The sequence below is a fragment of the Mesorhizobium sp. GW821-FHT07A06 genome (genome assembly GCF_059419085.1).
Window position 1 is genome coordinate 359,032 of record NZ_JBWKRC010000002.1, and the last position, 21,839, is coordinate 380,870.

20 protein-coding genes and 1 riboswitch are annotated in these 21,839 nt (G+C 65.3%); of the genes, 8 read left to right on the plus strand and 12 right to left on the minus strand.

Annotated elements, in window-relative coordinates; all coding sequences use genetic code 11:
- The 11 genes from AC07SZ_RS07200 to AC07SZ_RS07250 all read right to left on the minus strand — a co-directional run bounded on the left by AC07SZ_RS07200 (position 1) and on the right by AC07SZ_RS07250 (position 10,559).
- Positions 1–621 (minus strand): NADH-quinone oxidoreductase subunit J, encoded by a 621-nt coding sequence (locus tag AC07SZ_RS07200; RefSeq protein ID WP_056572873.1) that lies wholly within the window; start codon positions 619–621, stop codon positions 1–3.
- 130 nt (positions 622–751) lie between these two features.
- Complete coding sequence (gene nuoI / locus AC07SZ_RS07205) at positions 752–1,243, minus strand: NADH-quinone oxidoreductase subunit NuoI (protein ID WP_023812382.1); 492 nt, start codon at positions 1,241–1,243, stop codon at positions 752–754.
- Positions 1,243–2,286 (minus strand): NADH-quinone oxidoreductase subunit NuoH, encoded by a 1,044-nt coding sequence (gene nuoH / locus AC07SZ_RS07210; RefSeq protein ID WP_056572876.1) that lies wholly within the window; start codon positions 2,284–2,286, stop codon positions 1,243–1,245. Before nuoH ends, nuoI begins: the two co-directional genes overlap by 1 nt.
- Before the next feature lie 2 nt (positions 2,287–2,288).
- Positions 2,289–4,370, minus strand: a complete 2,082-nt coding sequence (gene nuoG / locus AC07SZ_RS07215) for an NADH-quinone oxidoreductase subunit NuoG (protein WP_172373438.1) — start codon at positions 4,368–4,370, stop codon at positions 2,289–2,291.
- A 73-nt stretch (positions 4,371–4,443) separates the two neighbouring features.
- Positions 4,444–5,139, minus strand: a complete 696-nt coding sequence (locus tag AC07SZ_RS07220; RefSeq protein ID WP_056572882.1) for a helix-hairpin-helix domain-containing protein — start codon at positions 5,137–5,139, stop codon at positions 4,444–4,446.
- Positions 5,140–5,215: 76 nt separating this feature from the next.
- Positions 5,216–6,520 (minus strand): NADH-quinone oxidoreductase subunit NuoF, encoded by a 1,305-nt coding sequence (gene nuoF / locus AC07SZ_RS07225; protein WP_056572885.1) that lies wholly within the window; start codon positions 6,518–6,520, stop codon positions 5,216–5,218.
- 10 nt (positions 6,521–6,530) lie between these two features.
- Positions 6,531–7,811, minus strand: a complete 1,281-nt coding sequence (locus tag AC07SZ_RS07230; RefSeq protein ID WP_494913834.1) for an NADH-quinone oxidoreductase subunit E — start codon at positions 7,809–7,811, stop codon at positions 6,531–6,533.
- Entirely contained in the window at positions 7,812–9,002 is a 1,191-nt protein-coding gene (locus AC07SZ_RS07235) for an NADH-quinone oxidoreductase subunit D (RefSeq protein WP_027044896.1), read from the minus strand.
- Positions 9,003–9,011: 9 nt separating this feature from the next.
- Entirely contained in the window at positions 9,012–9,617 is a 606-nt protein-coding gene (locus tag AC07SZ_RS07240; protein WP_494913835.1) for an NADH-quinone oxidoreductase subunit C, read from the minus strand.
- Between the two features lie 4 nt (positions 9,618–9,621).
- On the minus strand, positions 9,622–10,203 hold the full coding sequence (locus AC07SZ_RS07245; protein ID WP_015317338.1) for a NuoB/complex I 20 kDa subunit family protein: 582 nt from the start codon (positions 10,201–10,203) through the stop codon (positions 9,622–9,624).
- Positions 10,194–10,559, minus strand: a complete 366-nt coding sequence (locus tag AC07SZ_RS07250) for an NADH-quinone oxidoreductase subunit A (protein WP_010910112.1) — start codon at positions 10,557–10,559, stop codon at positions 10,194–10,196. Before AC07SZ_RS07250 ends, AC07SZ_RS07245 begins: the two co-directional genes overlap by 10 nt.
- 387 nt (positions 10,560–10,946) lie before the next feature.
- Between AC07SZ_RS07250 and AC07SZ_RS07255 the strand changes: the two genes are divergently transcribed.
- The 8 genes from AC07SZ_RS07255 to AC07SZ_RS07290 all read left to right on the plus strand — a co-directional run bounded on the left by AC07SZ_RS07255 (position 10,947) and on the right by AC07SZ_RS07290 (position 21,098).
- Positions 10,947–12,146 (plus strand): winged helix-turn-helix domain-containing protein, encoded by a 1,200-nt coding sequence (locus tag AC07SZ_RS07255; RefSeq protein WP_494913836.1) that lies wholly within the window; start codon positions 10,947–10,949, stop codon positions 12,144–12,146.
- A gap of 29 nt (positions 12,147–12,175) precedes the next feature.
- A riboswitch (cobalamin riboswitch) is annotated at positions 12,176–12,380 on the plus strand.
- A gap of 40 nt (positions 12,381–12,420) precedes the next feature.
- Positions 12,421–12,849, plus strand: a complete 429-nt coding sequence (locus AC07SZ_RS07260) for a DUF1636 family protein (protein ID WP_494913837.1) — start codon at positions 12,421–12,423, stop codon at positions 12,847–12,849.
- Positions 12,850–12,851: 2 nt separating this feature from the next.
- Positions 12,852–13,904, plus strand: a complete 1,053-nt coding sequence (gene cobW, locus AC07SZ_RS07265) for a cobalamin biosynthesis protein CobW (RefSeq protein ID WP_494913838.1) — start codon at positions 12,852–12,854, stop codon at positions 13,902–13,904.
- A gap of 19 nt (positions 13,905–13,923) precedes the next feature.
- Positions 13,924–17,430, plus strand: a complete 3,507-nt coding sequence (cobN, locus tag AC07SZ_RS07270) for a cobaltochelatase subunit CobN (RefSeq protein WP_494913839.1) — start codon at positions 13,924–13,926, stop codon at positions 17,428–17,430.
- Positions 17,427–18,947, plus strand: a complete 1,521-nt coding sequence (cobG, locus tag AC07SZ_RS07275) for a precorrin-3B synthase (protein ID WP_494913840.1) — start codon at positions 17,427–17,429, stop codon at positions 18,945–18,947. Before cobN ends, cobG begins: the two co-directional genes overlap by 4 nt.
- A 2-nt stretch (positions 18,948–18,949) precedes the next feature.
- Complete coding sequence (locus AC07SZ_RS07280; RefSeq protein ID WP_494913841.1) at positions 18,950–19,582, plus strand: precorrin-8X methylmutase; 633 nt, start codon at positions 18,950–18,952, stop codon at positions 19,580–19,582.
- The gene (locus AC07SZ_RS07285) at positions 19,579–20,337 is read left to right on the plus strand and encodes a precorrin-2 C(20)-methyltransferase (protein ID WP_056572915.1); all 759 of its coding nucleotides are present in this window, start codon (positions 19,579–19,581) and stop codon (positions 20,335–20,337) included. The genes AC07SZ_RS07280 and AC07SZ_RS07285 overlap by 4 nt, the downstream gene beginning before the upstream one ends.
- On the plus strand, positions 20,334–21,098 hold the full coding sequence (locus AC07SZ_RS07290) for a precorrin-3B C(17)-methyltransferase (RefSeq protein ID WP_494913842.1): 765 nt from the start codon (positions 20,334–20,336) through the stop codon (positions 21,096–21,098). The genes AC07SZ_RS07285 and AC07SZ_RS07290 overlap by 4 nt, the downstream gene beginning before the upstream one ends.
- On the opposite strand, the gene AC07SZ_RS07295 is transcribed toward AC07SZ_RS07290, so the two are convergent.
- Positions 21,062–21,838: a cobalt-precorrin-6A reductase gene (locus tag AC07SZ_RS07295; RefSeq protein ID WP_494913843.1), complete on the minus strand. Its 777-nt coding sequence runs from the start codon at positions 21,836–21,838 to the stop codon at positions 21,062–21,064. The two genes, AC07SZ_RS07290 and AC07SZ_RS07295, sit on opposite strands and share 37 nt — an antisense overlap.
- Position 21,839: the final 1 nt, after the last annotated feature.

A 21,839-nucleotide genomic window follows, 5' to 3' on the forward strand; every position in this document is an offset into this window, starting at 1 on the left:
TCAGACTCCTTCGCCCGACTTGACCTTGCGGATTTCCATGCCGGTGGCCGGCGTGCGGCCGACCTGGGCTGCGATCGACTGCCGCTTGACCCCTTCCTTGTGGCGCAGCGTCAGCACGATGGCGCCGATCATGGCGACCAGCAGGATGAGGCCCGAAATCTGGAAGTAGTAGAGGTAGTCGGTATAGAGGATGTCGCCGAGCGCGGCCGTGTTGGAGCGCGTGGCGAGATCCGGAATGGGTTTCGAGATCGTCGAGGCGAGCTGCGGCGCGAAGGTGTAGCCGCCCAGCACGACGATCAGTTCCGCTGCCAGAATCAGCCCTACGAAGGCGCCGATCGGCGCGTACTGCAGCGCGCCGCTCTTCAGTTCGGCGAAATCGACGTCGAGCATCATGACGACGAACAGGAACAGCACCATGACCGCGCCGACATAGACGACGAGCAGGATCATCGCCAGGAACTCGGCGCCGGTCAGCATGAACAGGCCGGCGGCGTTGAAGAAGGTCAGGATCAGGAACAGCACCGAATGCACGGGGTTGCGCGACGAAATGACCATGAACGCCGACGCCACGGCGACAAAGGCGAAGAGGTAGAAAAAGGCCGCCTCTAGTCCACTCAGCATTGGGGTTCCCCCGGGTTCCTGTCCGAGCACGACGCTTGCGTCCTGCCCGATCTTGCTTGCCACCGCCTCCGGTCGGCAAGTTTCGTTGTGTCCTTAGACGAGGCCCCTCGCCCCGTCCATGCGTCAAATATCAGCGGTAGGGCGAGTCCAGCGAGATGTTGCGCGCCAGTTCGCGCTCCCACCGGTCGCCATTCGCCAACAGCTTGTCCTTGTCGTAGTAAAGTTCCTCGCGCGTCTCCGTCGCGAACTCGAAATTCGGCCCCTCGACGATGGCGTCGACCGGGCAGGCTTCCTGGCAGAAGCCGCAATAGATGCACTTCACCATGTCGATGTCGTAACGCACCGTGCGGCGCGTGCCGTCATTGCGGCGCGGGCCGGCCTCGATGGTGATGGCCTGCGCCGGGCAGATCGCCTCGCACAATTTGCAGGCGATGCAGCGTTCCTCGCCGTTGGGATAGCGGCGCAGCGCGTGCTCGCCACGGAAGCGCGGGCTGGTCGGCCCCTTCTCGTGCGGATAGTTGATCGTCTCCTTCGGCGCGAAGAACTGGCGCATCGACAGGAAGAAGGCGCTGACGAAATCCTGCAGCAACAGCGATTTTGCGGCCTGGGAAAGAGCGGACATCACGCAAACCCCGTGATCTTGAGGAAGGCTGCGGTGGCGACCACCATGAACAGCGAGATCGGCAGGAACACTTTCCAGCCCAGCCGCATCAACTGGTCGTAGCGGTAGCGCGGCACGAAGGCCTTCACCATGGAGATGCCGAAGAAGACGAAGCAGACTTTCAGCACGAACCAGATGACGCCGGGCACCCAGGTGAAGGGCGCGAAGTCGAAGGGCGGCAGCCAGCCGCCGAGGAACAGGATGGTGGCCAGCGCGCACATCAGCACGATGGCGACATACTCGCCGAGGAAGAACAGCAGGAACGGCGTCGACGAATATTCGACCATGTGGCCGGCGACCAGTTCCGATTCGGCTTCGACCAGGTCGAAGGGTGGCCGGTTCGTCTCGGCCAGCGCCGAGATGAAGAAGATGATGAACATCGGGAACAGGGCCAGCCAGTTCCAGTCGAGGAAGGTGTTGGGCAGGCCAAGCCTCGTGCCAAGCCCGCCCTGCTGCGACAGCACGATATCGCTGAGGTTGAGCGAGCCGGCTGTCAGCAGCACGGTGACGATGACGAACCCGATCGAGACTTCGTAGGACACCATCTGCGCGGCCGAGCGCAGCGCGCCGAGGAACGGATATTTCGAGTTGGACGCCCAGCCGCCCATGATCACGCCATAGACCTCGAGCGAGGAGATGGCGAAGACATAGAGGATGCCGACATTGACGTTGGCGATCGCCCAGCCCTGGTTGACTGGAATGACCGCCCAGGCCGAGATCGCCAGCACGGCCGACACCAGCGGCGCCAAAAGGAATACGCCCTTGTTGGCGCCTGACGGGATGACCGGTTCCTTGAAGACGAATTTCAACAGATCGGCGAAAGCCTGCAGCGTGCCCCAGGGGCCGACCACGTTCGGGCCACGGCGCAGCTGCACCGCCGCCCAGATCTTGCGGTCGGCGTAGAGGATATACGCGACGAAGACCAGCAGCACGACGATCAGCACGACTGACTTCAAGAGGATCAGCAGCGCCGGCAGCACGTAGAAGGAGAAGAAGGTTTCCATGCTTATTCCGCCGCCTGCTTGAAGCCGCTCTTGGCCAGTGCCGAGCATTCAGCCATCACGGCCGACGCCCGCGCGATCGGGTTGGTCAGGTAGAAATCCTTGACCGGCGACGTGAAGGTGCCCTTGTTCAGCCGCCCGCCGAGCTTCGCCACGCCGGCGATGTCCTCGGCATTGCCGGCCGCGACCTGGTCGATGCGGGCCAGATGCGGGTATTCGCCATAGAGCTTCGCCCGCAGCTGCGGCAGCGAATCGAACGGCAGTTTCTTGCCCAGAACGTCGGACAGCGCCCGCAGGATCGCCCAGTCCTCGCGCGCGTCGCCTGGCGCGAAGCCGGCGCGGTTGGTCTGCTGCACGCGCCCTTCGGTGTTGACGTAGGTGGCCGACTTTTCGGTGTAGGCCGCGGCCGGCAGGATGACATTGGCGCGGTGGGCGCCCGCATCGCCATGCGTGCCGATATAGACGACGAAGGCGCCGCCGGTTTTGCCCATGTCGATCTCGTCGGCGCCGAGCAGGAACAGCACGTCCGTTTCGCCCAGCATGCCGGCAACGTCCTTGCCGCCCTCGCCCGGCACGAAGCCGAGATCGAGGCCGCCGACGCGCGCCGCCGCATTGTGCAGCACGGCAAAGCCGTTCCAGTCGGCGCGAGCGGCGTTTACGGCCGTGGCGAGCTTGGCCGCCTGGCCGAGCACCGCCGCGCCATCGGCGCGCGCCAGTGCGCCCTGGCCGACGATGATCAGCGGGTGCGTCGCCTTCTTCAGCGTCTGGAAGAACTTGCCATTGCCGTCGGCCAGATCCTTGAGCGAATCCGGACCGGCACCCAGCAATTCGTAGTCATAGCGCGTGTCGCCGACATCGCCGATGACGCCGACCGGCAGGTTGCCGACCCGCCAGCGCTTGCGGATGCGGGCATTGAGCACGGAGGCTTCGAAGCGCGGATTGGCGCCGATGATCAGCACCGCGTCGGCCTGCTCGATGCCTTCGATGGTCGGGTTGAAGATATAGCTGGCGCGTCCGAGCGACGGGTCGAGCGCGGCGCCATCCTGGCGGCAGTCGATGTTCTTCGAGCCTAGCGAAGCCATCAGGAGCTTCAGGGCGTAGATCTCTTCGACCGCCGCGAGATCGCCGGCAATGGCACCGATCTTCTCGGGCGTCGTCTTCGATACCGCATCCTTGATCGCCGCGAACGCGTCCGCCCAGCTTGCCGGAACCAGCTTGCCGTCCTTGCGCGCATAAGGGCGGTCGAGGCGCTGCGTGCGCAGGCCGTCCCAGATGAAGCGGGTCTTGTCGGAAATCCACTCCTCATTCACCTGCTCGTTGACGCGCGGCAGGATGCGCATCACTTCGCGGCCACGGCTATCGATGCGGATCGCCGAGCCGACCGCATCCATCACGTCGATGGATTCGGTCTTGGTCAGCTCCCACGGCCGCGCCTGGAAGGCGAAGGGCTTGGAAGTCAAAGCGCCGACCGGGCAGAGATCGATGACATTGCCCTGCAGCTCGGAGGTCATCGCCTGTTCGAGATAGGTGGTGATTTCGGCGTCCTCGCCGCGGCCGATCAGGCCGAGCTCGGAAATGCCGGCAACCTCGGTGGTGAAGCGGACGCAGCGCGTGCAGTGGATGCAACGGTTCATCACCGTCTTGACCAGCGGGCCGATATACTTGTCTTCGACCGCCCGCTTGTTCTCGTGATAGCGCGAGGAATCGACGCCGAAGGCCATCGCCTGGTCCTGCAGGTCGCACTCGCCGCCCTGGTCGCAGATCGGGCAGTCCAGCGGATGGTTGATCAGCAGGAATTCCATCACGCCTTCCCGGGCCTTCTTGACCATCGGCGTGTTGGTGAAGATTTCCGGCGGCTCGCCATTGGGGCCGGGGCGCAGGTCGCGCACGCCCATGGCGCAGGAGGCCTGCGGCTTGGGTGGCCCGCCTTTCACCTCGATCAGGCACATGCGGCAATTGCCGGCGATCGACAGCCGCTCGTGGAAGCAGAAGCGCGGCACTTCCGCGCCCGCGTCTTCCGCCGCCTGCAGCAGCGTGTAGTGGTCGGGTACAGTGATCTCTTTCCCGTCGACCTTGAGCTTTGCCATTCGCTTCAAACCCCTGCGGATTTCCCGCAATCTCATTTTCCGGGCGCGACAGACGCAGCGCCCGACATTTCGTTCACTTCTTCGCGGCCAGCGCCGCCGCCTGGGCAGTCCAGTCGTCGCGGCCGATGCGGCCGTTGAACGACAGATAATCGTCGACCCAGGCGATCTCTTGCGGCGACCAGGCGGCGATCTGGGCATATGTCCAGATGCCAAGCCCGTTCAGCACCTTCTCCAGCTTCGGGCCGATGCCCGATATCGCCTTGAGGTTGGAGGGTCTCGCAGGCCTGTCCATGGTCTTGGGCTGCCTGAAATCTTCGGGCAGCAGCACATCCGCGGGCTCGCCGGTTGCCGGAGCGGCATTCACCGCGGGCGCCGTGGTGGCGGCTTCCTTGGCGGCGATGTCGGTGACCTCCTGCGCAAAGGACTGCGCCTCGGCAATCAGCGTCTTCGCCGTCGCCCGCGCCTTGATGGACGATGAGTTCGCGTCCTCGAGCTGCTCGATGCGTGCCTCGAAATCCTCGATCAGCGGCTGCATGAGCCGCTGCGATGCCTCGGCGGCTCCCGAAAGCGCGCCCATCCAGACGCCGAACGCATGGTTGGCGAGCCCGATGCCGAGCGCCGACATCGCCGCCGCACCCGCGACAGGGTGCACGAAAAGGTTGACGGCGCTGGCCATCTCCTTCGGCATCATCCTGGTCAGGTCCTGGTTCATCTTCTCGAGCTGGTCCAAATTGGGCATCAATGGGTTGGGTGTCGAATACGGCGCCATAGAATTCTCCTGGTCGTTTCTTCGCTCGCCCCGCCCCGTTATTCTCGCTTCGGGCTCTCGCCCGCGGTCACAAACTCTATTCCGCCGCCACCATCACTGGCTCGGCTCGGTGCGCGTTGCGCGAAAACTCGTCGATGCGCCGCTCCACCTCGCCGCGGAAATGCCGCATCAGGCCTTGGATCGGCCACGCGGCCGCGTCGCCCAGCGCGCAGATCGTGTGGCCCTCGACCTGCTTGGTGACGTCGAGCAGCATGTCGATCTCGCGCTTCTGCGCCTCGCCGCGCACCAGCCGCTCCATCACCCGCCACATCCAGCCGGTGCCTTCGCGGCACGGCGTGCACTGGCCGCAGCTCTCGTGCTTGTAGAAGTACGACAGCCTCGCGATCGCCTTCACAACGTCGGTCGACTTGTCCATGACGATGACGGCGGCCGTGCCGAGGCCTGATTTGAGGTCGCGCAGCGCATCGAAATCCATCGGCGTGTCGATGATCTGCTCGGCCGGCACCAGCGGCACCGAGGCGCCGCCTGGAATGACCGCAAGGAGATTGTCCCAGCCGCCCCGAATGCCGCCGCAATGCGTCTCGATCAGCTCGCGGAACGGGATCGACATCGCCTCTTCGACGGTGCACGGATTGTTGACGTGGCCGGAGATGCAGAAGAGCTTGGTGCCGACATTGTTGGGTCGGCCGAAGGACGAGAACCAGGCCGCGCCCCGGCGCAGGATGGTCGGCGCCACCGCGATCGATTCGACGTTGTTGACGGTGGTCGGACAGCCGTAGAGGCCGACATTGGCCGGGAATGGCGGCTTCAGCCTGGGCTGGCCCTTCTTGCCTTCGAGGCTTTCCAGCAGCGCGGTTTCCTCGCCGCAGATATAGGCGCCGGCGCCGTGATGCATGTAGACGTCGAAGTCGTAGCCGGATGTGTTGTTCTTGCCGATCAGCTTGGCCTCATAGGCCTCTTCGATGGCCCGCTGCAGCGCCTCGCGCTCGCGGATGAACTCGCCGCGCACATAGATGTAGGCGGCGACCGCGCCCATGGCGAAGCCGGCGAGCAGCGCCCCCTCGACCAGCGTGTGCGGGTCGTTGCGCAGGATGTCGCGGTCCTTGCAGGTACCGGGCTCGGATTCATCGGCATTGATGACGAGGTAGCTCGGCCGGCCGTCGCTCTGCTTGGGCATGAACGACCATTTGAGGCCCGTCGGGAAGCCGGCGCCGCCACGGCCGCGCAGGCCCGACGCCTTCATCTCGTTGACGATCCACTCACGTCCCTTGGCGACGATGCCGGGCGTGTTGTCCCAGGCGCCGCGCGCCATCGCGCCGGCCAGCGACTTGTCGAAGAGGCCGTAGATGTTGGTGAAGATGCGGTCTTTGTCCTGAAGCATTTTTCGTCCCTCAGACCGGCTTCTTGCCGAAAACGCGGATGTATTCGGCGACGCCGCCCTTGGCGAGCGCCTTGGCCTGCTTGACCCAGTCGTCGCGGTCGATGCGGCCGTGGAAGGAAAGATAGCCGTCCACCCACTCGCGCTCCGCCTTCTTCCACGACGCGACCTGCGCGAAGGTGAAGATGCCCAGCGTATGCAGGATGCCCTCGATCCTCGGGCCGACGCCGGAGATCAGCTTGAGGTCGTCGACCGCGGCCGGCCTGTCGATGCCGGCCGGACGGTTCTTGTCGTCCAGCGACGGTTTCGCCGGCTTGGCGGCCGGTACCTTGGCTTCCGGCGCCTTGAAGGCCGTGGCCGGCTCGGCCTTGGCCTTCGGACCATTGCGCTGCTTGGCAACCTGCTCGACCTCGGGCGCTGCCTTGTTGGCGTTGGCGGCCGAGTGCAGCGGCGCCGAAACGCTCGCCGCCTTCTCCGCCGCAGGCGCTACCTTGTTCGCCGAAGGCGTCTTCAAGGCCGGGCTGGTTTCGGGCGCGTCGGTCTTCGGCTTGCCGGCATTGGAGGGCGCGACGGGCGCGGCAGCGGGTGCCGGAACGGGCTCGGCAATGATCGCGTCGGGTGCCGCCTTGGCGGCCTTCGCGGCCTCCCTCGCCTCCCTGTCACGGGTAGACTTGAGGATCGCCTTTTCGCTCTTCAGCGTTGTCAGACCAGAGGCCGGCTCCGAGCCGGTGCGGCCGTTCTGCGGCCCGGGCGCTACCGAAGCGCCCTTGCCCGCATCGTAAAGATCGATGATTTCGGCCAGCCGTTCCGGCGTCAGGTCCTCGAACGTGTCCTTGAAGATCATCACCATCGGCGCGTTGACGCAGGCGCCGAGGCACTCGACCTCTTCCCACGACAAGGTGCCCTTGTCGTTGGTGTGGAACTGGTCGTGATGGATCCGCGAGCGGCAGACATCCATCAGCGCTTCCGAGCCGCGCAGCATGCAGGGCGTGGTGCCGCAGACCTGGATATGCGCACGCGTGCCGACCGGATTGAGCTGGTACTGCGTGTAGAAGGTCGCGACCTCGAGCCCGCGGATGCGGGGCATGCCGAGCATGTCGGAAATCGTCTCGATCGCCGCCTTGGTGACCCAGCCTTCCTGCTCCTGCGCGATCATCAGCAAGGGAATGATCGCCGACTGCTCGCGGCCCTTCGGGTACTTCTTGATCCATTGCTTCGCCGCTGCCGCGTTCGCCTTGTTGAAGGCGAAGGACGCTGGCTGGACGCTGGCTTCTGCGAGACGGCGGACTGACATTTAGCGATCGACCTCACCAAACACGATGTCGAGGGAGCCGAGAACGGCGGTGACGTCGGCCAGCATGTGGCCGCGGCAGAGGAAATCCATGGCCTGCAGATGCGCGAAACCGGGCGCGCGCAGCTTGCAGCGGTAGGGCTTGTTGGAACCGTCGGAGACCAGATAGACGCCGAACTCGCCCTTCGGCGCCTCGACCGCCGCGTAAACCTCGCCGGCCGGCACACGATAGCCCTCGGTGTAGAGCTTGAAGTGATGGATCAGCGCTTCCATCGAGCGCTTCATCGCCTGACGCTTCGGCGGCACCACCTTGCCGTCGAGGTTCGAGACCGGGCCGGTGCTTTCCTTGCCGAGCAAGAGGTCGACGCACTGGCGCATGATACGGGCCGACTGGCGCATTTCTTCCATGCGCACGAGATAACGGTCGTAGCAGTCGCCGTTCTTGCCGATCGGAATGTCGAAGTCCATTTCCGAATAGCATTCGTAAGGCTGCGACTTGCGCAAATCCCAAGGCGCGCCCGAACCGCGCACCATGACGCCGGAAAAGCCCCAGGCCCAGGCATCGGCCAGCGAAACGATGCCGATATCGACATTGCGCTGCTTGAAGATGCGGTTGCCGGTCAGCAGCTTGTCGAGATCATCGATCGACTTGAGGAACGGGTCGATCCACTTGCCGATGTCCTCGACCAGTTGGCGCGGTAGATCCTGATGGACGCCGCCGGGGCGGAAATAGGCGGCATGCATGCGCGAGCCGGAGGCGCGTTCATAGAACACCATCAGCTTTTCGCGCTCGACGAAGCCCCACAGTGGCGGCGTCAGCGCGCCAACGTCCATGGCCTGCGTCGTCACATTGAGGATGTGCGACATGATGCGGCCGATTTCGCAATAGAGCACGCGGATCAGCTGGCCGCGCCTCGGCACCTCGATACCGAGCAGGCGCTCGGCGGCGAGCGCGAAGGCATGCTCCTGGTTCATCGGCGCGCAATAATCGAGCCGGTCGAGATAGGGCACCGCCTGAAGATAGGTCTTGGCCTCGATCAGCTTTTCCGTGCCGCGATGCAAGAGCCCGATATGCGGATCGACGCGATCGACGACTTCGCCGTCCAGCTCCAGCACGAGGCGCAAAACGCCGTGCGCCGCAGGATGTTGCGGACCGAAGTTGATGTTGAAATTGCGGACGGAGGTCTCAGCCATTGTGGCGCCTCAATTCGTCTTGGCTTTTTCGTCGCCCGGCAGGACGTAATCCGTCCCCTCCCACGGCGAGAGAAAATCGAAATTGCGGAATTCCTGCTTGAGCTCGACCGGCTCGTAGATGACGCGCTTGGCTTCGTCGTCGTAGCGAACCTCGACGAAGCCGGTCAGCGGGAAATCCTTGCGCAGCGGATGGCCTTCGAAACCGTAGTCGGTCAACAGGCGGCGCAGGTCGGGATGGCCCGAGAACAGCACGCCATAGAGATCGTAGGTCTCGCGCTCGAACCAGTCGGCGCCGGGATAGACGCCGGTGATCGACGGCACCATTGTCTCCTCGTCGGCCTGCACCTTGACGCGGATGCGGACATTCTGCTTCGGCGACAACAGATGGTAGACAACGTCGAAGCGCTTGGCCCGCGACGGATAATCAGCCCCACAGACATCGATGATCGAGATGAACTGGCAGCGCGCATCGTCGCGCAGGAAGGTAACCACTTCGATGAGGTCGCGCGGTTCGACATGGATGGTGAGCTCGCCATAGGCGAGCACCGCGTCATTGACACGACCGATCAGCTTTTCGCCGAGATAGGTCGACAGTTCGCTCAGGGATGCTGCCATGGATTTACCGTTCGATCGTGCCGGTGCGGCGGATCTTCTTCTGCAGGAGAAGAATGCCGTAGAGCAAAGCTTCGGCGCTCGGCGGGCAGCCGGGCACATAGATGTCGACCGGCACGACGCGGTCGCAGCCGCGCACCACCGAATAGGAATAGTGGTAGTAACCGCCGCCATTGGCGCAGGAGCCCATCGAGATGACGTAGCGAGGCTCCGGCATCTGGTCGTAGACCTTGCGCAGCGCCGGCGCCATCTTGTTGGTCAGCGTGCCGGCGACGATCATGATGTCGGACTGGCGCGGAGACGCGCGCGGCGCGACACCGAACCGCTCCGAGTCGTAGCGCGGCATCGAGGTGTGGATCATCTCGACCGCGCAGCACGCCAGACCAAAGGTCATGAACATCAGCGAGCCGCTGCGCGCCCAGGTGATCAGCGCCTCGGTCGAGGTGACCAGAAAGCCCTTGTCGGCAAGCTCATTGTTGATCTCGAGGAAGAAGGGATCGTCCTCCCCCACCGGCCTGCCGGTGTTGGGATCGATGATGCCCTTCGGCTTCGGCGCGACGAGGGTGCCTGAACTGTCGTTCAATCCCATTCCAGCGCTCCTTTTTTCCATTCATAGGCAAAGCCGATGGTCAGCACTGCCAAAAACACCATCATCGACCAGAAGCCGAGCATGCCGATCTTCGAGAAGGACACGGCCCAGGGGAACAGGAAGGCCACTTCCAGGTCGAAGATGATGAACAGGATCGACACCAGGTAGAAACGGATGTCGAATTTCATGCGGGCATCGTCGAACGAGTTGAAACCGCACTCGTAGGCGGACAGCTTTTCGGGATCGGGATTGCGGTAGGCCACCAGGAACGGGGCGGCCAGCAGCGCCAGGCCGACGACCAGTGCCACGCCTATGAACAGGACGATAGGCAGGTACGAACTGAGAAGTGCGTTCATGCAGCGGCTTTCCGTTGGCGCCAATCCACGTTGATTACAGCACCGGACCTTATTGCGGAAGCGTGACAGTTTAACCGCTGAACCGTTTTAAGGGCCTATGCTGCAACGCGGCGAGGGTTAGCGCAGCACTTCCAGCGAAGCAAGTCAAACCTTGTTCAAAACGCCGACCTGGACGGCATATCCGGAGAAACTGGTCCGATCCGCTCCTGTTTGATTTCCTTCGCTTTTTACTCCACTTTTCTCTCCTGACATGGTTGCCGCCAAAACCCTGCTAGCATGGGTTGGAATCACCACGCAGGTTCCGCAAAACTGGACGCCGGTTTTGCGACAAGAAGCTGCCCAGACAAAGACCGACCCACAGCCGAAGCCCCTCAGAGTGATGCCTGCATGAAGGAAAAGATCTCTCTTGCCGCGGCCCGCCGCATTGCACTCGCCGCTCAAGGGTTTCTCGATCCGCGCCCAAATGGCACACCCGACCGCCGTCATCTCGCCCGTGTGCTGTCCCGCACCGGCCTGCTGCAGATCGATTCCGTCAGCGCGGTGGTGCGCGCTCATTATATGCCGCTCTATTCGCGCCTGGGCCCCTACCCGCTCGCTTTGCTCGACAATGCCGCCGTGACGCGCAAGCGCACTGTGTTCGAATACTGGGCGCACGAGGCCTCGTTCCTGCCGGTCGAAACCTATCCGCTGATGCGCTGGCGCATGCAGCGGGCCGAGCAAGGCGATGAAATGTATCTGGGGCTGGCCAAATGGGGCCGCGAACACGCCGCCTATATAGAAGACATCTACCGCGCGGTCGTCGAGCGCGGCCCGATCGCCGCTTCGGCGCTCGAAGGCCAGAAAGGTTCGGGCGGCTGGTGGGGCTGGAGCCATGCCAAGCACGCCTTCGAATGGCTGTTCTGGGCCGGGCGCATCACCACGGCGCACCGTCGCGGCTTCGAGCGCTTCTATGATTTGCCGGAGCGCGTGCTGCCGCAGGCGATCCTCGATCTGCCGGTGCCCCCGGCCGAGGACGCGCATCGCGAATTGCTGCGCATTTCCGCCCGCGCCCATGGCGTGGCGACGTCAGGCGACCTGCGCGACTATTTCCGGCTGTCGCCGGCCGATATGAAGGGCCGGCTGGAGGAACTGGTCGAGTTGGGCGAATTGCTGCCGGTGCGCGTCGAAGGCTGGGACAAGCCGGCCTACCTTCACAAGGACGCGCGCCTGCCCCGGAAAATCGAGGCCCGCGCGCTGTTGGCGCCGTTCGACCCGGTCGTCTTCGAGCGCTCGCGTTCGGAGCGGCTGTTCGATTTCCGCTACCGCATCGAAATCTACACGCCGGCTGAAAAGCGCCAATACGGCTATTACGTCCTCCCCTTCCTGCTCGGCGACCGGATCGTCGCGCGCGTCGACCTCAAGGCGGACCGGCCAGCGAGCGTCCTGCGCGTCCATGCCGCCTACCCTGAGCCCGGCGCCCCGCCTGAAACCGCCGCGCAGCTTTTCGAGGAATTGAAGCGGATGCAGGGCTGGCTTGGCCTTGAACGCATGGACGTGACGCCGGCAGGCGATCTGGGCCCGGCGCTGGCCGACATCGCCATGTTGTAAGCTCGCGTTGACACCGCTGCCTGCAAAAGCCTAAATCCCGTCCAGACGGTCCCTTGCCCGCAACGGCAGGGGCTAAGAGGGAATGCGGTGCGAGGTGAAAGATCTCAAATCCGCGGCTGTCCCCGCAACTGTAAGCGATGAGCCTAGGCCGAAAGCCACTGGGAATTCCCGGGAAGGCGGCACCCAAGGCGATGACCCGCGAGCCAGGAGACCTGCCGTCTGCGACAAGAGAATCCGATCGCCCGGCGGGTTTCCGGGCAAGGAGCCCGGCTTTTTGGACCAGAACGGCAGTTTTTCGGCTGGCACAGCGGACAATTCGTCCGCCGACAGCGAAGCCTTGGCCGGCGTCACGGTCATCGTCTGCGCCTCCTGTCGCGACGAGACCGGCTCGGACGCCCATCCCCGCGCCGGCGAACTGCTGGCCGAGGACACGCGCCACGCCGCGGCCGATGACAACATCCGCGTCCGCACCGTCGAATGCCTCGGCAATTGCAAGCGCCGGCTGAGCGCCGCCATCCTGCGCGACGGCTGCTGGAGTTATGTGTTCGGCGACCTGACCGCGGCCAGCGGCGCCGACCTCGTCACCGGCGCCAAACTCTTCGCCACCTCGACGGACGGCCTCATTCCATGGCGTGGCCGGCCCGATTCCCTCAAGCGCGGCCTCGTGGCCCGCATTCCTCCCCTCGACCTGTTGAAGGATTGATCATGAGCGCCCCAAATTCGACCGGCAATCTCTCCCGCGTCCCCTGCACCGTCGTCACCGGCTTCCTGGGCGCCGGCAAGACGACGCTGGTTCGCCATCTCCTGGAAAACGCTGGCGGCAAGCGCATTGCCATCATCGTCAACGAGTTCGGCGACATCGGCATCGACGGCGAAATCCTGAAAGGCTGCGGCATCGACACCTGCCCCGAGGAGAACATCGTCGAACTGGCCAATGGCTGCATCTGCTGCACCGTGGCCGACGATTTCGTGCCGGCGCTGGACCAGATCCTGTCGCTGACGCCGAAGATCGACCACATCCTGATCGAAACCTCGGGCCTCGCTTTGCCCAAGCCGCTGGTCCAGGCGTTCCAGTGGCCGACGGTGAAGAGCCGCGTGACGGTCGATGGCGTGATCGCCGTGGTCGACGGCCCTGCTTTGGCCGAAGGCCGCGTCGCCAACGACATGGACGCCTTGCAAGCGCAGCGCGCCGGGGATGAGAGCCTCGACCATGACGACCCGGTCGAGGAAGTGTTCGAGGATCAGATCGCCTGCGCGGACCTGATCATCCTGTCGAAGAGCGACCTGATGGACGCCGCCGGTTCGGCCCGGGCCAACGCCATCGTCAACGAACATTCCGCCCGCGCCGTGAAGATCGTGCCGACCTCGCACGGCAAGGTCGACCCTTCCATACTGCTCGGGCTCGGTCTCGCCGTCGAGGACGATATCGAGAACCGCAAATCCCATCATGACGGCGCTTTCGACCACGAGCACGACGACTTCGACACCTTCATCGTCGACATCCCTTCGATCGCCAATCCGGACGAGCTGGCAAGGCGCGTCGCCACTGTCGCCGAAGAAGAAAATGTGTTGCGTGTGAAAGGTTTCGTCGAGGTCGGCGGCAAGCCGATGCGGCTCCTCCTGCAGGCCGTCGGCCCGCGCGTCAATCATTACTATGACCGCGCCTGGACGGCCGAGGACGACCGCCGCTCGCGCCTGGTCGTCATCGGCCTCAAGGGGCTGAACCGCCCGGCAATCGAGCGTATACTCGCCGGCTGATTTTCAGACACGGGCCGCGATGCATATCCTCACCACGACCTCCGCCTCGCTCGACGACCTCGCCGAGCCGGTCGATCTGCGGCAGACGCCGGCGGATATCGTGGCGCTGTCCTTCACCGACAGCGATCTTGCCGGGCTGGCGGCGGCGTGGAAGGCCGATGCCGGCCGCCTGCCCTCGATGCGGCTGGCGGCATTGCGCGACCTTCGCCATCCCATGTCCGTCGACCTCTGGGTCGACGGCGTCGCCCGCCACGCCAAGATCATCCTGGTGCGCATCCTCGGCGGCCACGATTGGTGGCGCTATGGCTGCGACCAGTTGGCCTCGATCGCCCGCGAGCGCGGCATAAAACTGGCGCTGCTTCCCGGTGAAAGCCACGACGAGGATCTCAGGCTGATCGAAGCCTCGACGCTGCCGCGCCAGGAATTGGACGCGCTGCTCGGCTATTTCCGCGAAGGCGGCCCGGCCAATATGAGCGCGCTGGTGCAGAGGCTGGCGCGGCTGGCGGGCCAGGATGCGGCCGTTGTTGAGCCGGTGGCAGTGCCAAAAGCCGGCTACTACGAGCCCACACGCGGCGTCGTCCCCCTCCCCCTCGAGGGGAGGGTCCGGCCGCAGGCTGGGAGTGGGGTCCTCTCCACAGCGCGCCGACGCTCTGAAGTGCGCCGACCTCAAGAAACGCCACACCCGGTCGTACCGGCCGCATCCGACCCTGCGGGCCACCCGCCCCTCAAGGGGGAGGGAAAGGTCGTGCCGATCCTGTTCTACCGTTCGATGCTTCTGGCTGCCGATGTTGCGCCGATCGATGCTCTTTTCGAAGCGCTGCGCCAACGCGGCATGCTCCCGGTCCCCATCTTCGTCTCCAGCCTGAAAGACCCGGCGTCACTGGCCTTTGTGGAAACCGCGTTCGCCGTACTGAAGCCCGCCGCCATCCTCACCGCGACCGCCTTCGCGTCAGGCGCCGAGCCCGGCGTCGAAACCCTGTTCGACCGTGCCGGTGTGCCCGTCTTCCAGGCCATCGTCGCCACCACCCGCCGCGACGTCTGGGAAAACAACCAGCGCGGCCTGGCGCCCGCCGACCTCGCCATGCATGTCGTGCTGCCAGAACTGGACGGCCGCATCCTCGCCGGCGCGATTTCCTTCAAGGGCGAAAGCGATGTCGATCCGGCACTCGGCCACCGTGCCTTCGTCAACCGGCCGGAGCCGGATCGCGTGGCGCAGGTGGCCGACCGCGTCGCGGCCTTCATCAAGCTGCGGGAGACGCCTCGAGCCGAGCGCAGGCTGGCTATCCTGATCCCCGACTATCCCAGTGCTCCCGGCCGTACCGGCTATGCTGTCGGCCTCGATGTGCCGTCGAGCGTGCTGGCCATGCTGCATGACCTGAAGGGACAGGGCTATGCCGTTGAAGGGATTCCGCAAACGCCGCGCGCGCTGCTGGATTTGCTGGAAGTCAGCGATACTGGATTGACGTTAGACAACTATATTGCCTTCTCGACAGAGTTGCCGATTGCGGCAATCGCAGGGGTCGAAGGCGCTTGGGGCAAGGCAGAAGACGAGGCAGGGTTGCGCCAGGCGCACAGACCTTCACAAACGATCTCAGCAAGCTTCCCCTTCCGCGCCGCCACCTTCGGCAACATTACTGTCGCCCTCGCCCCCGACCGCGGCCGCTCCGCCGACCGCCGCGCCGACTATCACGACCCGACGCTCCCCCCGCGCCACGCCCTGATCGCGTTTGGCCGGTGGCTGCGCAAATCCCTCGGCGTCCATGCGCTCATCCATGTCGGCGCGCACGGCACGCTGGAATGGCTGCCGGGCAAGACGGTTGCACTCTCGCAAAGCTGCTTTCCCGAGATCGTCACCGGTCCCTTGCCCGTCATCTACCCCTTCATCGTCTCCAACCCAGGCGAAGCAGCGCAAGCCAAGCGGCGCATCGCCGCCGTCACGCTCGGCCATTTGCCGCCGCCGCTGGCCGGCGCGGGACTGGACGACGACCAGCACAAACTCGAACGCCTGGTTGACGAATATGCCCAGGCAGATGGCCTCGACCGCCGCCGCCGCGACCGCCTGGCAAAGCTGATCGTCGACACCGCGCAAAAGACCGGCCTCGCCGCCGAAGCCGGCGTCGCCAGAACCGACGCGCCCGACGAGGCGCTGCGCCGCATCGACGCCTGGCTCTGCGACCTCAAGGACTTCGCCATCAAGGATGGGTTGCATATCTACGGCCGCGCGCCCGATGGTGAGCCTGACGCCATGCGCCGCCAAAGTGCCGAGGCTGAAAGGTCGGCGCTGCTCGCCGCGCTCGATGGCCGCCACGTCAAGGCCGGACCGGCCGGCGCGCCCGCGCGGGGGCGCTCCGATGTTTTGCCCACCGGCCGCAACCTGTTCACGTCGGATCCACGCACCATGCCGACACCGACCGCCTATGACCTGGGCAAGGCGGCGGCGGAAGAGGTCGTGCGCGGCTATATGCAAACGCATGGCGACTGGCCGCGCTCTCTGGTGATCGACCTCTGGGGCTCGGCCTCGCTGCGCACCGGCGGCGAGGAAATCGCGCAAGGCCTGGCGCTGATGGGCTGCCGGCCGCAATGGGATGCCGCCACCGGCCGCATCACCGGCATCGAGGTGCTGCCGCCGGCAACGCTCGGCCGCCCGCGCGTCGATGTCACCTGGCGCATATCGGGCCTGTTCCGCGACATGTTCCCGACCCAGATCGCGCTGATCGACGCCGCCGCCAATGCCGTCGCCGCGCGCGACGAGGAGGATTCGGAAAACCCGCTCGCGGCCCGGACCCGAGCGGATGGCAAGATCAGCCCACGCATTTTCGGCACCTCGCCCGGCACTTACGGCGCCGGCGTCGAGGACCTCCTGTCGAGCGGCGACTGGGCAGCGCGCGAAGAAATCGGCCGCGCCTATCTCGACGCCACCTCGCATGCCTATGGCGGTGCCGGCGGCGAAGGCGTCTCGGTGCCCGGCGCGTTCGAAACCCGCATCGCCGAAGCCGATCTTCTGGTCCACACCGGCGACGACCCCGGCCGCGACATTCTCGAAGGCTCCGCCGACGTCGCCTTCATCGGCGGCTTTTCGGCAGCACTTGCAGCGCTCGGCCGGAATGCCGACGTCATCGTCCTCGACACGACAGACCCGCAAAAGCCGAAGCCGCGTTCGGTCGGCGAGGCCGTCTCGCGGGTGGTACGCGCCCGCGCCGTCAATGCGCGTTTCATCGCCGGACAGATGCGGCACGGCCCGCGCGGCGCCTCCGAATTCGCCGAGACGGTCGACCGGCTGGTCGGCTTCGCCGAGACCACCCATGCCATTTCGGGCGCGCTGATCGAGGCCGTGCACGACGCCTATGTTGGCGACGCGGAAGTTCGCGCCTTCATCCTGCGCGAAAACCCGGCCGCCGCGAAGGTCATCGCCGAGCGTTTTCTCTCCGCGCGACGGCGCGGCCTCTGGCATCCCTTGCGCAATTCCATCGACGACGATCTCGCGGCGCTGATTGCCGAGGCAGAGGTGCTGGGAGTGGCGGCATGAACGCCTTCTCGCGCCGGGGCGCCTGTCCGGCCCTGTCGGCACCAATGCAGACCGGCGATGGGCTGCTGGTGCGGCTCAACCCGGTTGCCGGAGCCCCATCTTTTGAAGGATTGACGCCGAAGCTCTTGATCGAGCTGGCGGACTCCGCCCAGCGGCACGGCAACGGCATCATGGAGGTGACGGCGCGGGGTAGTCTGCAGATACGCGGCCTTACAGCGGAGACCGCAGCACTGCTGGCGGCGGAGGTCGATGCGCTGGGCATTGCGGTGCGGACCGGCGTGCCGGTGGAGACCAGTCCGTTGGCGGGCATCGATCCTCGCGAGATCGCCGATCCGCGACCGCTGGCGGAGCGGGTCAGGGTGGCGGTCGAGGACGCTGGGCTGACGCAACGGCTGGGGCCGAAGATGTCGGTGATTGTCGACGGTGGCGGACAACTGACGATGGATGCGGTGACGGCCGATGTGCGGCTGAAGGCGATGCGAGCCGACAACGACATCGTCTGGAGCGTATCGGTTGCCGGTGACGGCCGAAACGCGAAGGTGCTGGCAACAGTCGATGCGGATGCCGCTAGAGACATAGCCGTCGCTACGCTCAGGATGGTCGCTGAAAAGGGCCGCGAAGCGCATGCGAGGGATTTGTCGGAGAGGCAATTGGTATCTCTCGCAGGCTGGCATTCTGTGGCGCCCCCCTCTGTCCTGCCGGACATCTCCCCCACAAGGGGGGAGATTGCTCATTCGTGCTCGGCCTCGCCCATTTCCAACGCCGAAACGGCTCAGCACACGTCCGCTTTCGCAAGAACAACGCCGCCGGCAGGGCAGCCGATCTCCCCCCTCGTGGGGGAGATGTCCGGCAAGACAGAGGGAGGCGCCTCGCGCAAACCTATCGGCCTTTTCCCGTTGGCCGGTGACACTTTCGCCATCGGCATCGCTCTTCCCTATGGCAGCATGCCTGCTGACAAAATAATCGCCCTCACGCAAAGCGCCCTCACGCTGGGCACCACCGAAATCCGCCTCGCCCCGGGCCGCGCCTTGCTCTTCCTCGGCCAACCACAGTCAGCGAACCATCGCCTCCAGCAAGCCGCCGCCGCCCTCGACTTCGTCACCTCCCACACCGATCCGCGCACCCGCATCGCTGCCTGCCCCGGCACGCCGGCCTGCGCCTCCGGCCGCATCGCCACGCGTGACATCGCCGAGACGATCGCCGCCGAAAACGCGGACATTCTCGACTTCACCCTGCACATTTCCGGCTGCGCCAAGGGCTGTGCGCATCCCGGCCCGGCGGCGCTCACGATCATCGGCGGCGAAAATGGAGCCGGACTTGTCGTGAACGCGACGGCAAAGGCTCTTCCTGCCGGCTACAGGCCGGGCTATGACGCCGCGCGCGGCTTCAGTCGCGTCGCGGCGGTGATCCGCAGCGAACGATTTCAGGACGAGACCGCCGCTGCTTGCCTGACAAGGCTTGGGCCGGCGGCAATCGCCGAGACTTACCGACAGGCCCAAACTAAAAAACGGAAATGAGCATGGCCGCCTACGACTACATCCACGACGGCACGGCGATCTACGAGCGCTCCTTCGCCATTATCCGCGCCGAGGCCGACCTCAAACGCTTCTCCGAAGCCGAGGCCGATGTCGCCATCCGCATGATCCATGCCTGCGGCCAGGTCGAAGCATCAAGCCATTTCGTTTTCTCGCCTGATTTCGTCACCGCCGCGCGCCAGGCACTCGCCGCCGGCGCGCCGATCTTCTGCGATGCCGAAATGGTCTCGCATGGCGTCACCCGCGCCCGACTGCCGGCCGGCAACGAAGTGATCTGCACGCTGCGCGATCCGCGCACGCACGACATCGCCAGAGCGATCGGCAACACCCGTTCGGCCGCCGCGATCGACCTGTGGGGCGAGCGCATGGCCGGTTCGGTCGTCGCCATCGGCAATGCGCCGACCGCACTGTTCTATCTCCTGGAAAAATTGCGCGACGGCGCGCCGAAGCCGGCGGCCATCATCGGCATGCCGGTTGGCTTCGTCGGTGCCGCCGAATCCAAGGATGCATTGGCCGAGAATTCCTATGGCGTGCCCTATGCCATCGTGCGTGGCCGGCTTGGCGGCAGCGCCATGACGGCCGCCGCGCTCAATTCATTGGCGAGGCCCGGCCTGTGAACGCGCTCCCCAAAGGCCGACTTGTCGGCGTCGGCACGGGTCCCGGCGATCCAGAACTGTTGACACTGAAGGCCGCGCGCGCCCTGGCCGAGGCCGATGTCGTCGCCTACTTCGCCAAGCGAGGCAACAACAGCAACGCGCGCGCCATCGTCGAGGCACGCTTCCGACCAGATATGCTGGAACTGCCGCTGCTCTATCCCGTGACCACCGAGATCGACAAGGATCACGACGATTACCGATCGCAGATCACCGGCTTCTACGAGGAGTCGGCCGAAAAGGTCGCCGAACACCTCGACGCCGGCAGGATGGTTGCCGTGTTGTCCGAAGGCGACCCGCTGTTCTACGGATCCTACATGCATCTGCATGTCCGCCTCGCCCATCGCTTCGCGACCGAAGTCATTCCAGGCGTCACCGCAATGTCCGGCTGCTGGTCGCAGACCGGTGTGCCGATCGTCCAGGGCGACGACGTGTTGACGGTTTTGCCCGGGACGATGAGCGAGTTCGAGCTGACGCGTCGCCTGGCCGACACCGATGCCGCCGTCATCATGAAGGTCGGCCGCAACCTTCCCAAGATCAGGCGGGCGCTCGAAGCCACCGGCAAGCTGACGCGCGCCGTCTATGTCGAGCGCGGCACCATGGCCGGCAGCGTCTCGATGAAGCTCGCCGACAAGCAGGACGACAAGGCCCCCTATTTCGCCATCGTACTGGTCGCCGGCTGGTCCGGCCGGCCAGGGGCATTGGGAGCACAGGCATGAGCGGCCGCCTCACCGTGATCGGCCTCGGGCCCGGCAATGCCGATCAGGTCACGCCGCAAGCAAGCCGCGCCGTGGCCGAGGCGAAGTTCTTCTATGGCTACAAGCCCTATCTCGACCGGCTGGACCTGCGCCCGGACCAGACTCGCGTTGCCTCCGACAACCGTGAGGAACTCGCCCGCTCCAAGGACGCCTTGACCAAGGCCGCGGAAGGCCACGACGTCGCCGTGGTTTCCGGCGGTGATCCCGGCGTCTTTGCCATGGCGGCCGCGGTTTGCGAGGCAATCGAGGCCGGCCCGGCTGAATGGCGGGCTGTCGACGTTGCCGTGGTGCCCGGCGTCACCGCCATGCTGGCGGTCGCCGCCCGCATCGGCGCACCGCTCGGCCATGATTTCTGCGCCATCTCACTGTCCGACAATTTGAAGCCGTGGGACCTGATCGAACTGCGCCTGCTGGCGGCGGCCGGCGCAGGCTTCGTCATCGCGCTCTACAACCCCATCAGCAAGGCCCGCCCCTGGCAGCTTGGCCGCGCTTTCGAATGCCTGACCGCGATCCTGCCCGGCACCACGCCGGTCATCTTCGGCCGCGCCGCCGGCCGTCCGGACGAGCGCATCGAGGTTTATCTGCTGGCCGACGTCGATGCGCAAAAGGCCGACATGGCGACCTGCATCATCATCGGGTCGCCGGAAACCCGGATCATCAAGCGCGCGGACAAGCCGGCGCTGGTCTACACGCCGCGTTCGGCATCGGGTTCGACAAAATGATCGGCCCCGAATTGGTTGACAATCGCGGCCAGCGCTTCGACGGTTTCAGCCGAAGGCACCTCCGGCAACATTGGCCTGCGGACCATGATCACCTCGACACCAAGCGCCCGCGCGGCGGCAATCTTGCCGTAAGTGGCGGCGCCGCCGCTGTTCTTGGACACGACACCGTCGATGCTGTGTCTTTCCAGCAGAGCACGCTCGTCAGCTTCGCGGAACGGACCGCGCGCCAGCAGGTAGTCGGCGTCGGGCACGGCGAGCTTCGGCTCGACCGGATCGACGCTGCGGATGAGGTAATGGTGCTGGGGCGCGACTTCGAAGGCCGCCACCTCCTGTCGGCCAAGCGCCAGGAAGACGCGGCGCGGTGCCGGTCCAAGTGCCTGCACGGCATCGGTGACGCTTTCGACCTCAGTCCAGCGGTCGCCTTCGATGGGCTCCCAGCCCGGACGGCGCAGAGCCAAGATCGGCACGCCGGCCGCTCGCGCCGCTTGCGCGGCATTGGCGGAGATTCGCGCCGCATAGGGATGCGTGGCGTCGATCAGCAGGTCGGTGCTTGTCTCCTCGAGGTAGGCTGCCAGCCCATCGGCGCCGCCAAACCCTCCGGTTCGCACGGGCACGCCTTGCGTTACGGGGCTTTCGGTGCGACCAGCCAGCGACAACGTGACCGAAGCACGAGCCGCCAGCTTTCCGGCCAGTTGCCGGGCTTCCGTGGTGCCGCCGAGGATCAGGATACGGTGGGTCATC

Bases quoted from the DNA above. Each gene is read 5' to 3' on its own strand.
- cobN (WP_494913839.1), top strand. From the start codon at position 13,924: ATGCATATCCTCACCACGACCTCCGCCTCGCTCGACGACCTCGCCGAG.
- cobG (WP_494913840.1), top strand. From the start codon at position 17,427: ATGAACGCCTTCTCGCGCCGGGGCGCCTGTCCGGCCCTGTCGGCACCA.
- cobW (WP_494913838.1), top strand. From the start codon at position 12,852: ATGAGCGCCCCAAATTCGACCGGCAATCTCTCCCGCGTCCCCTGCACC.
- AC07SZ_RS07220 (WP_056572882.1), bottom strand. From the start codon at position 5,139: ATGGCGCCGTATTCGACACCCAACCCATTGATGCCCAATTTGGACCAG.
- nuoG (WP_172373438.1), bottom strand. From the start codon at position 4,370: ATGGCAAAGCTCAAGGTCGACGGGAAAGAGATCACTGTACCCGACCAC.
- AC07SZ_RS07200 (WP_056572873.1), bottom strand. From the start codon at position 621: ATGCTGAGTGGACTAGAGGCGGCCTTTTTCTACCTCTTCGCCTTTGTC.
- AC07SZ_RS07230 (WP_494913834.1), bottom strand. From the start codon at position 7,811: ATGTCAGTCCGCCGTCTCGCAGAAGCCAGCGTCCAGCCAGCGTCCTTC.
- AC07SZ_RS07250 (WP_010910112.1), bottom strand. From the start codon at position 10,559: ATGAACGCACTTCTCAGTTCGTACCTGCCTATCGTCCTGTTCATAGGC.
- nuoH (WP_056572876.1), bottom strand. From the start codon at position 2,286: ATGGAAACCTTCTTCTCCTTCTACGTGCTGCCGGCGCTGCTGATCCTC.
- nuoF (WP_056572885.1), bottom strand. From the start codon at position 6,520: ATGCTTCAGGACAAAGACCGCATCTTCACCAACATCTACGGCCTCTTC.
- AC07SZ_RS07245 (WP_015317338.1), bottom strand. From the start codon at position 10,203: ATGGGATTGAACGACAGTTCAGGCACCCTCGTCGCGCCGAAGCCGAAG.
- AC07SZ_RS07235 (WP_027044896.1), bottom strand. From the start codon at position 9,002: ATGGCTGAGACCTCCGTCCGCAATTTCAACATCAACTTCGGTCCGCAA.
- AC07SZ_RS07280 (WP_494913841.1), top strand. From the start codon at position 18,950: ATGGCCGCCTACGACTACATCCACGACGGCACGGCGATCTACGAGCGC.
- AC07SZ_RS07255 (WP_494913836.1), top strand. From the start codon at position 10,947: ATGAAGGAAAAGATCTCTCTTGCCGCGGCCCGCCGCATTGCACTCGCC.
- AC07SZ_RS07295 (WP_494913843.1), bottom strand. From the start codon at position 21,838: ATGACCCACCGTATCCTGATCCTCGGCGGCACCACGGAAGCCCGGCAA.
- AC07SZ_RS07290 (WP_494913842.1), top strand. From the start codon at position 20,334: ATGAGCGGCCGCCTCACCGTGATCGGCCTCGGGCCCGGCAATGCCGAT.
- nuoI (WP_023812382.1), bottom strand. From the start codon at position 1,243: ATGTCCGCTCTTTCCCAGGCCGCAAAATCGCTGTTGCTGCAGGATTTC.
- AC07SZ_RS07240 (WP_494913835.1), bottom strand. From the start codon at position 9,617: ATGGCAGCATCCCTGAGCGAACTGTCGACCTATCTCGGCGAAAAGCTG.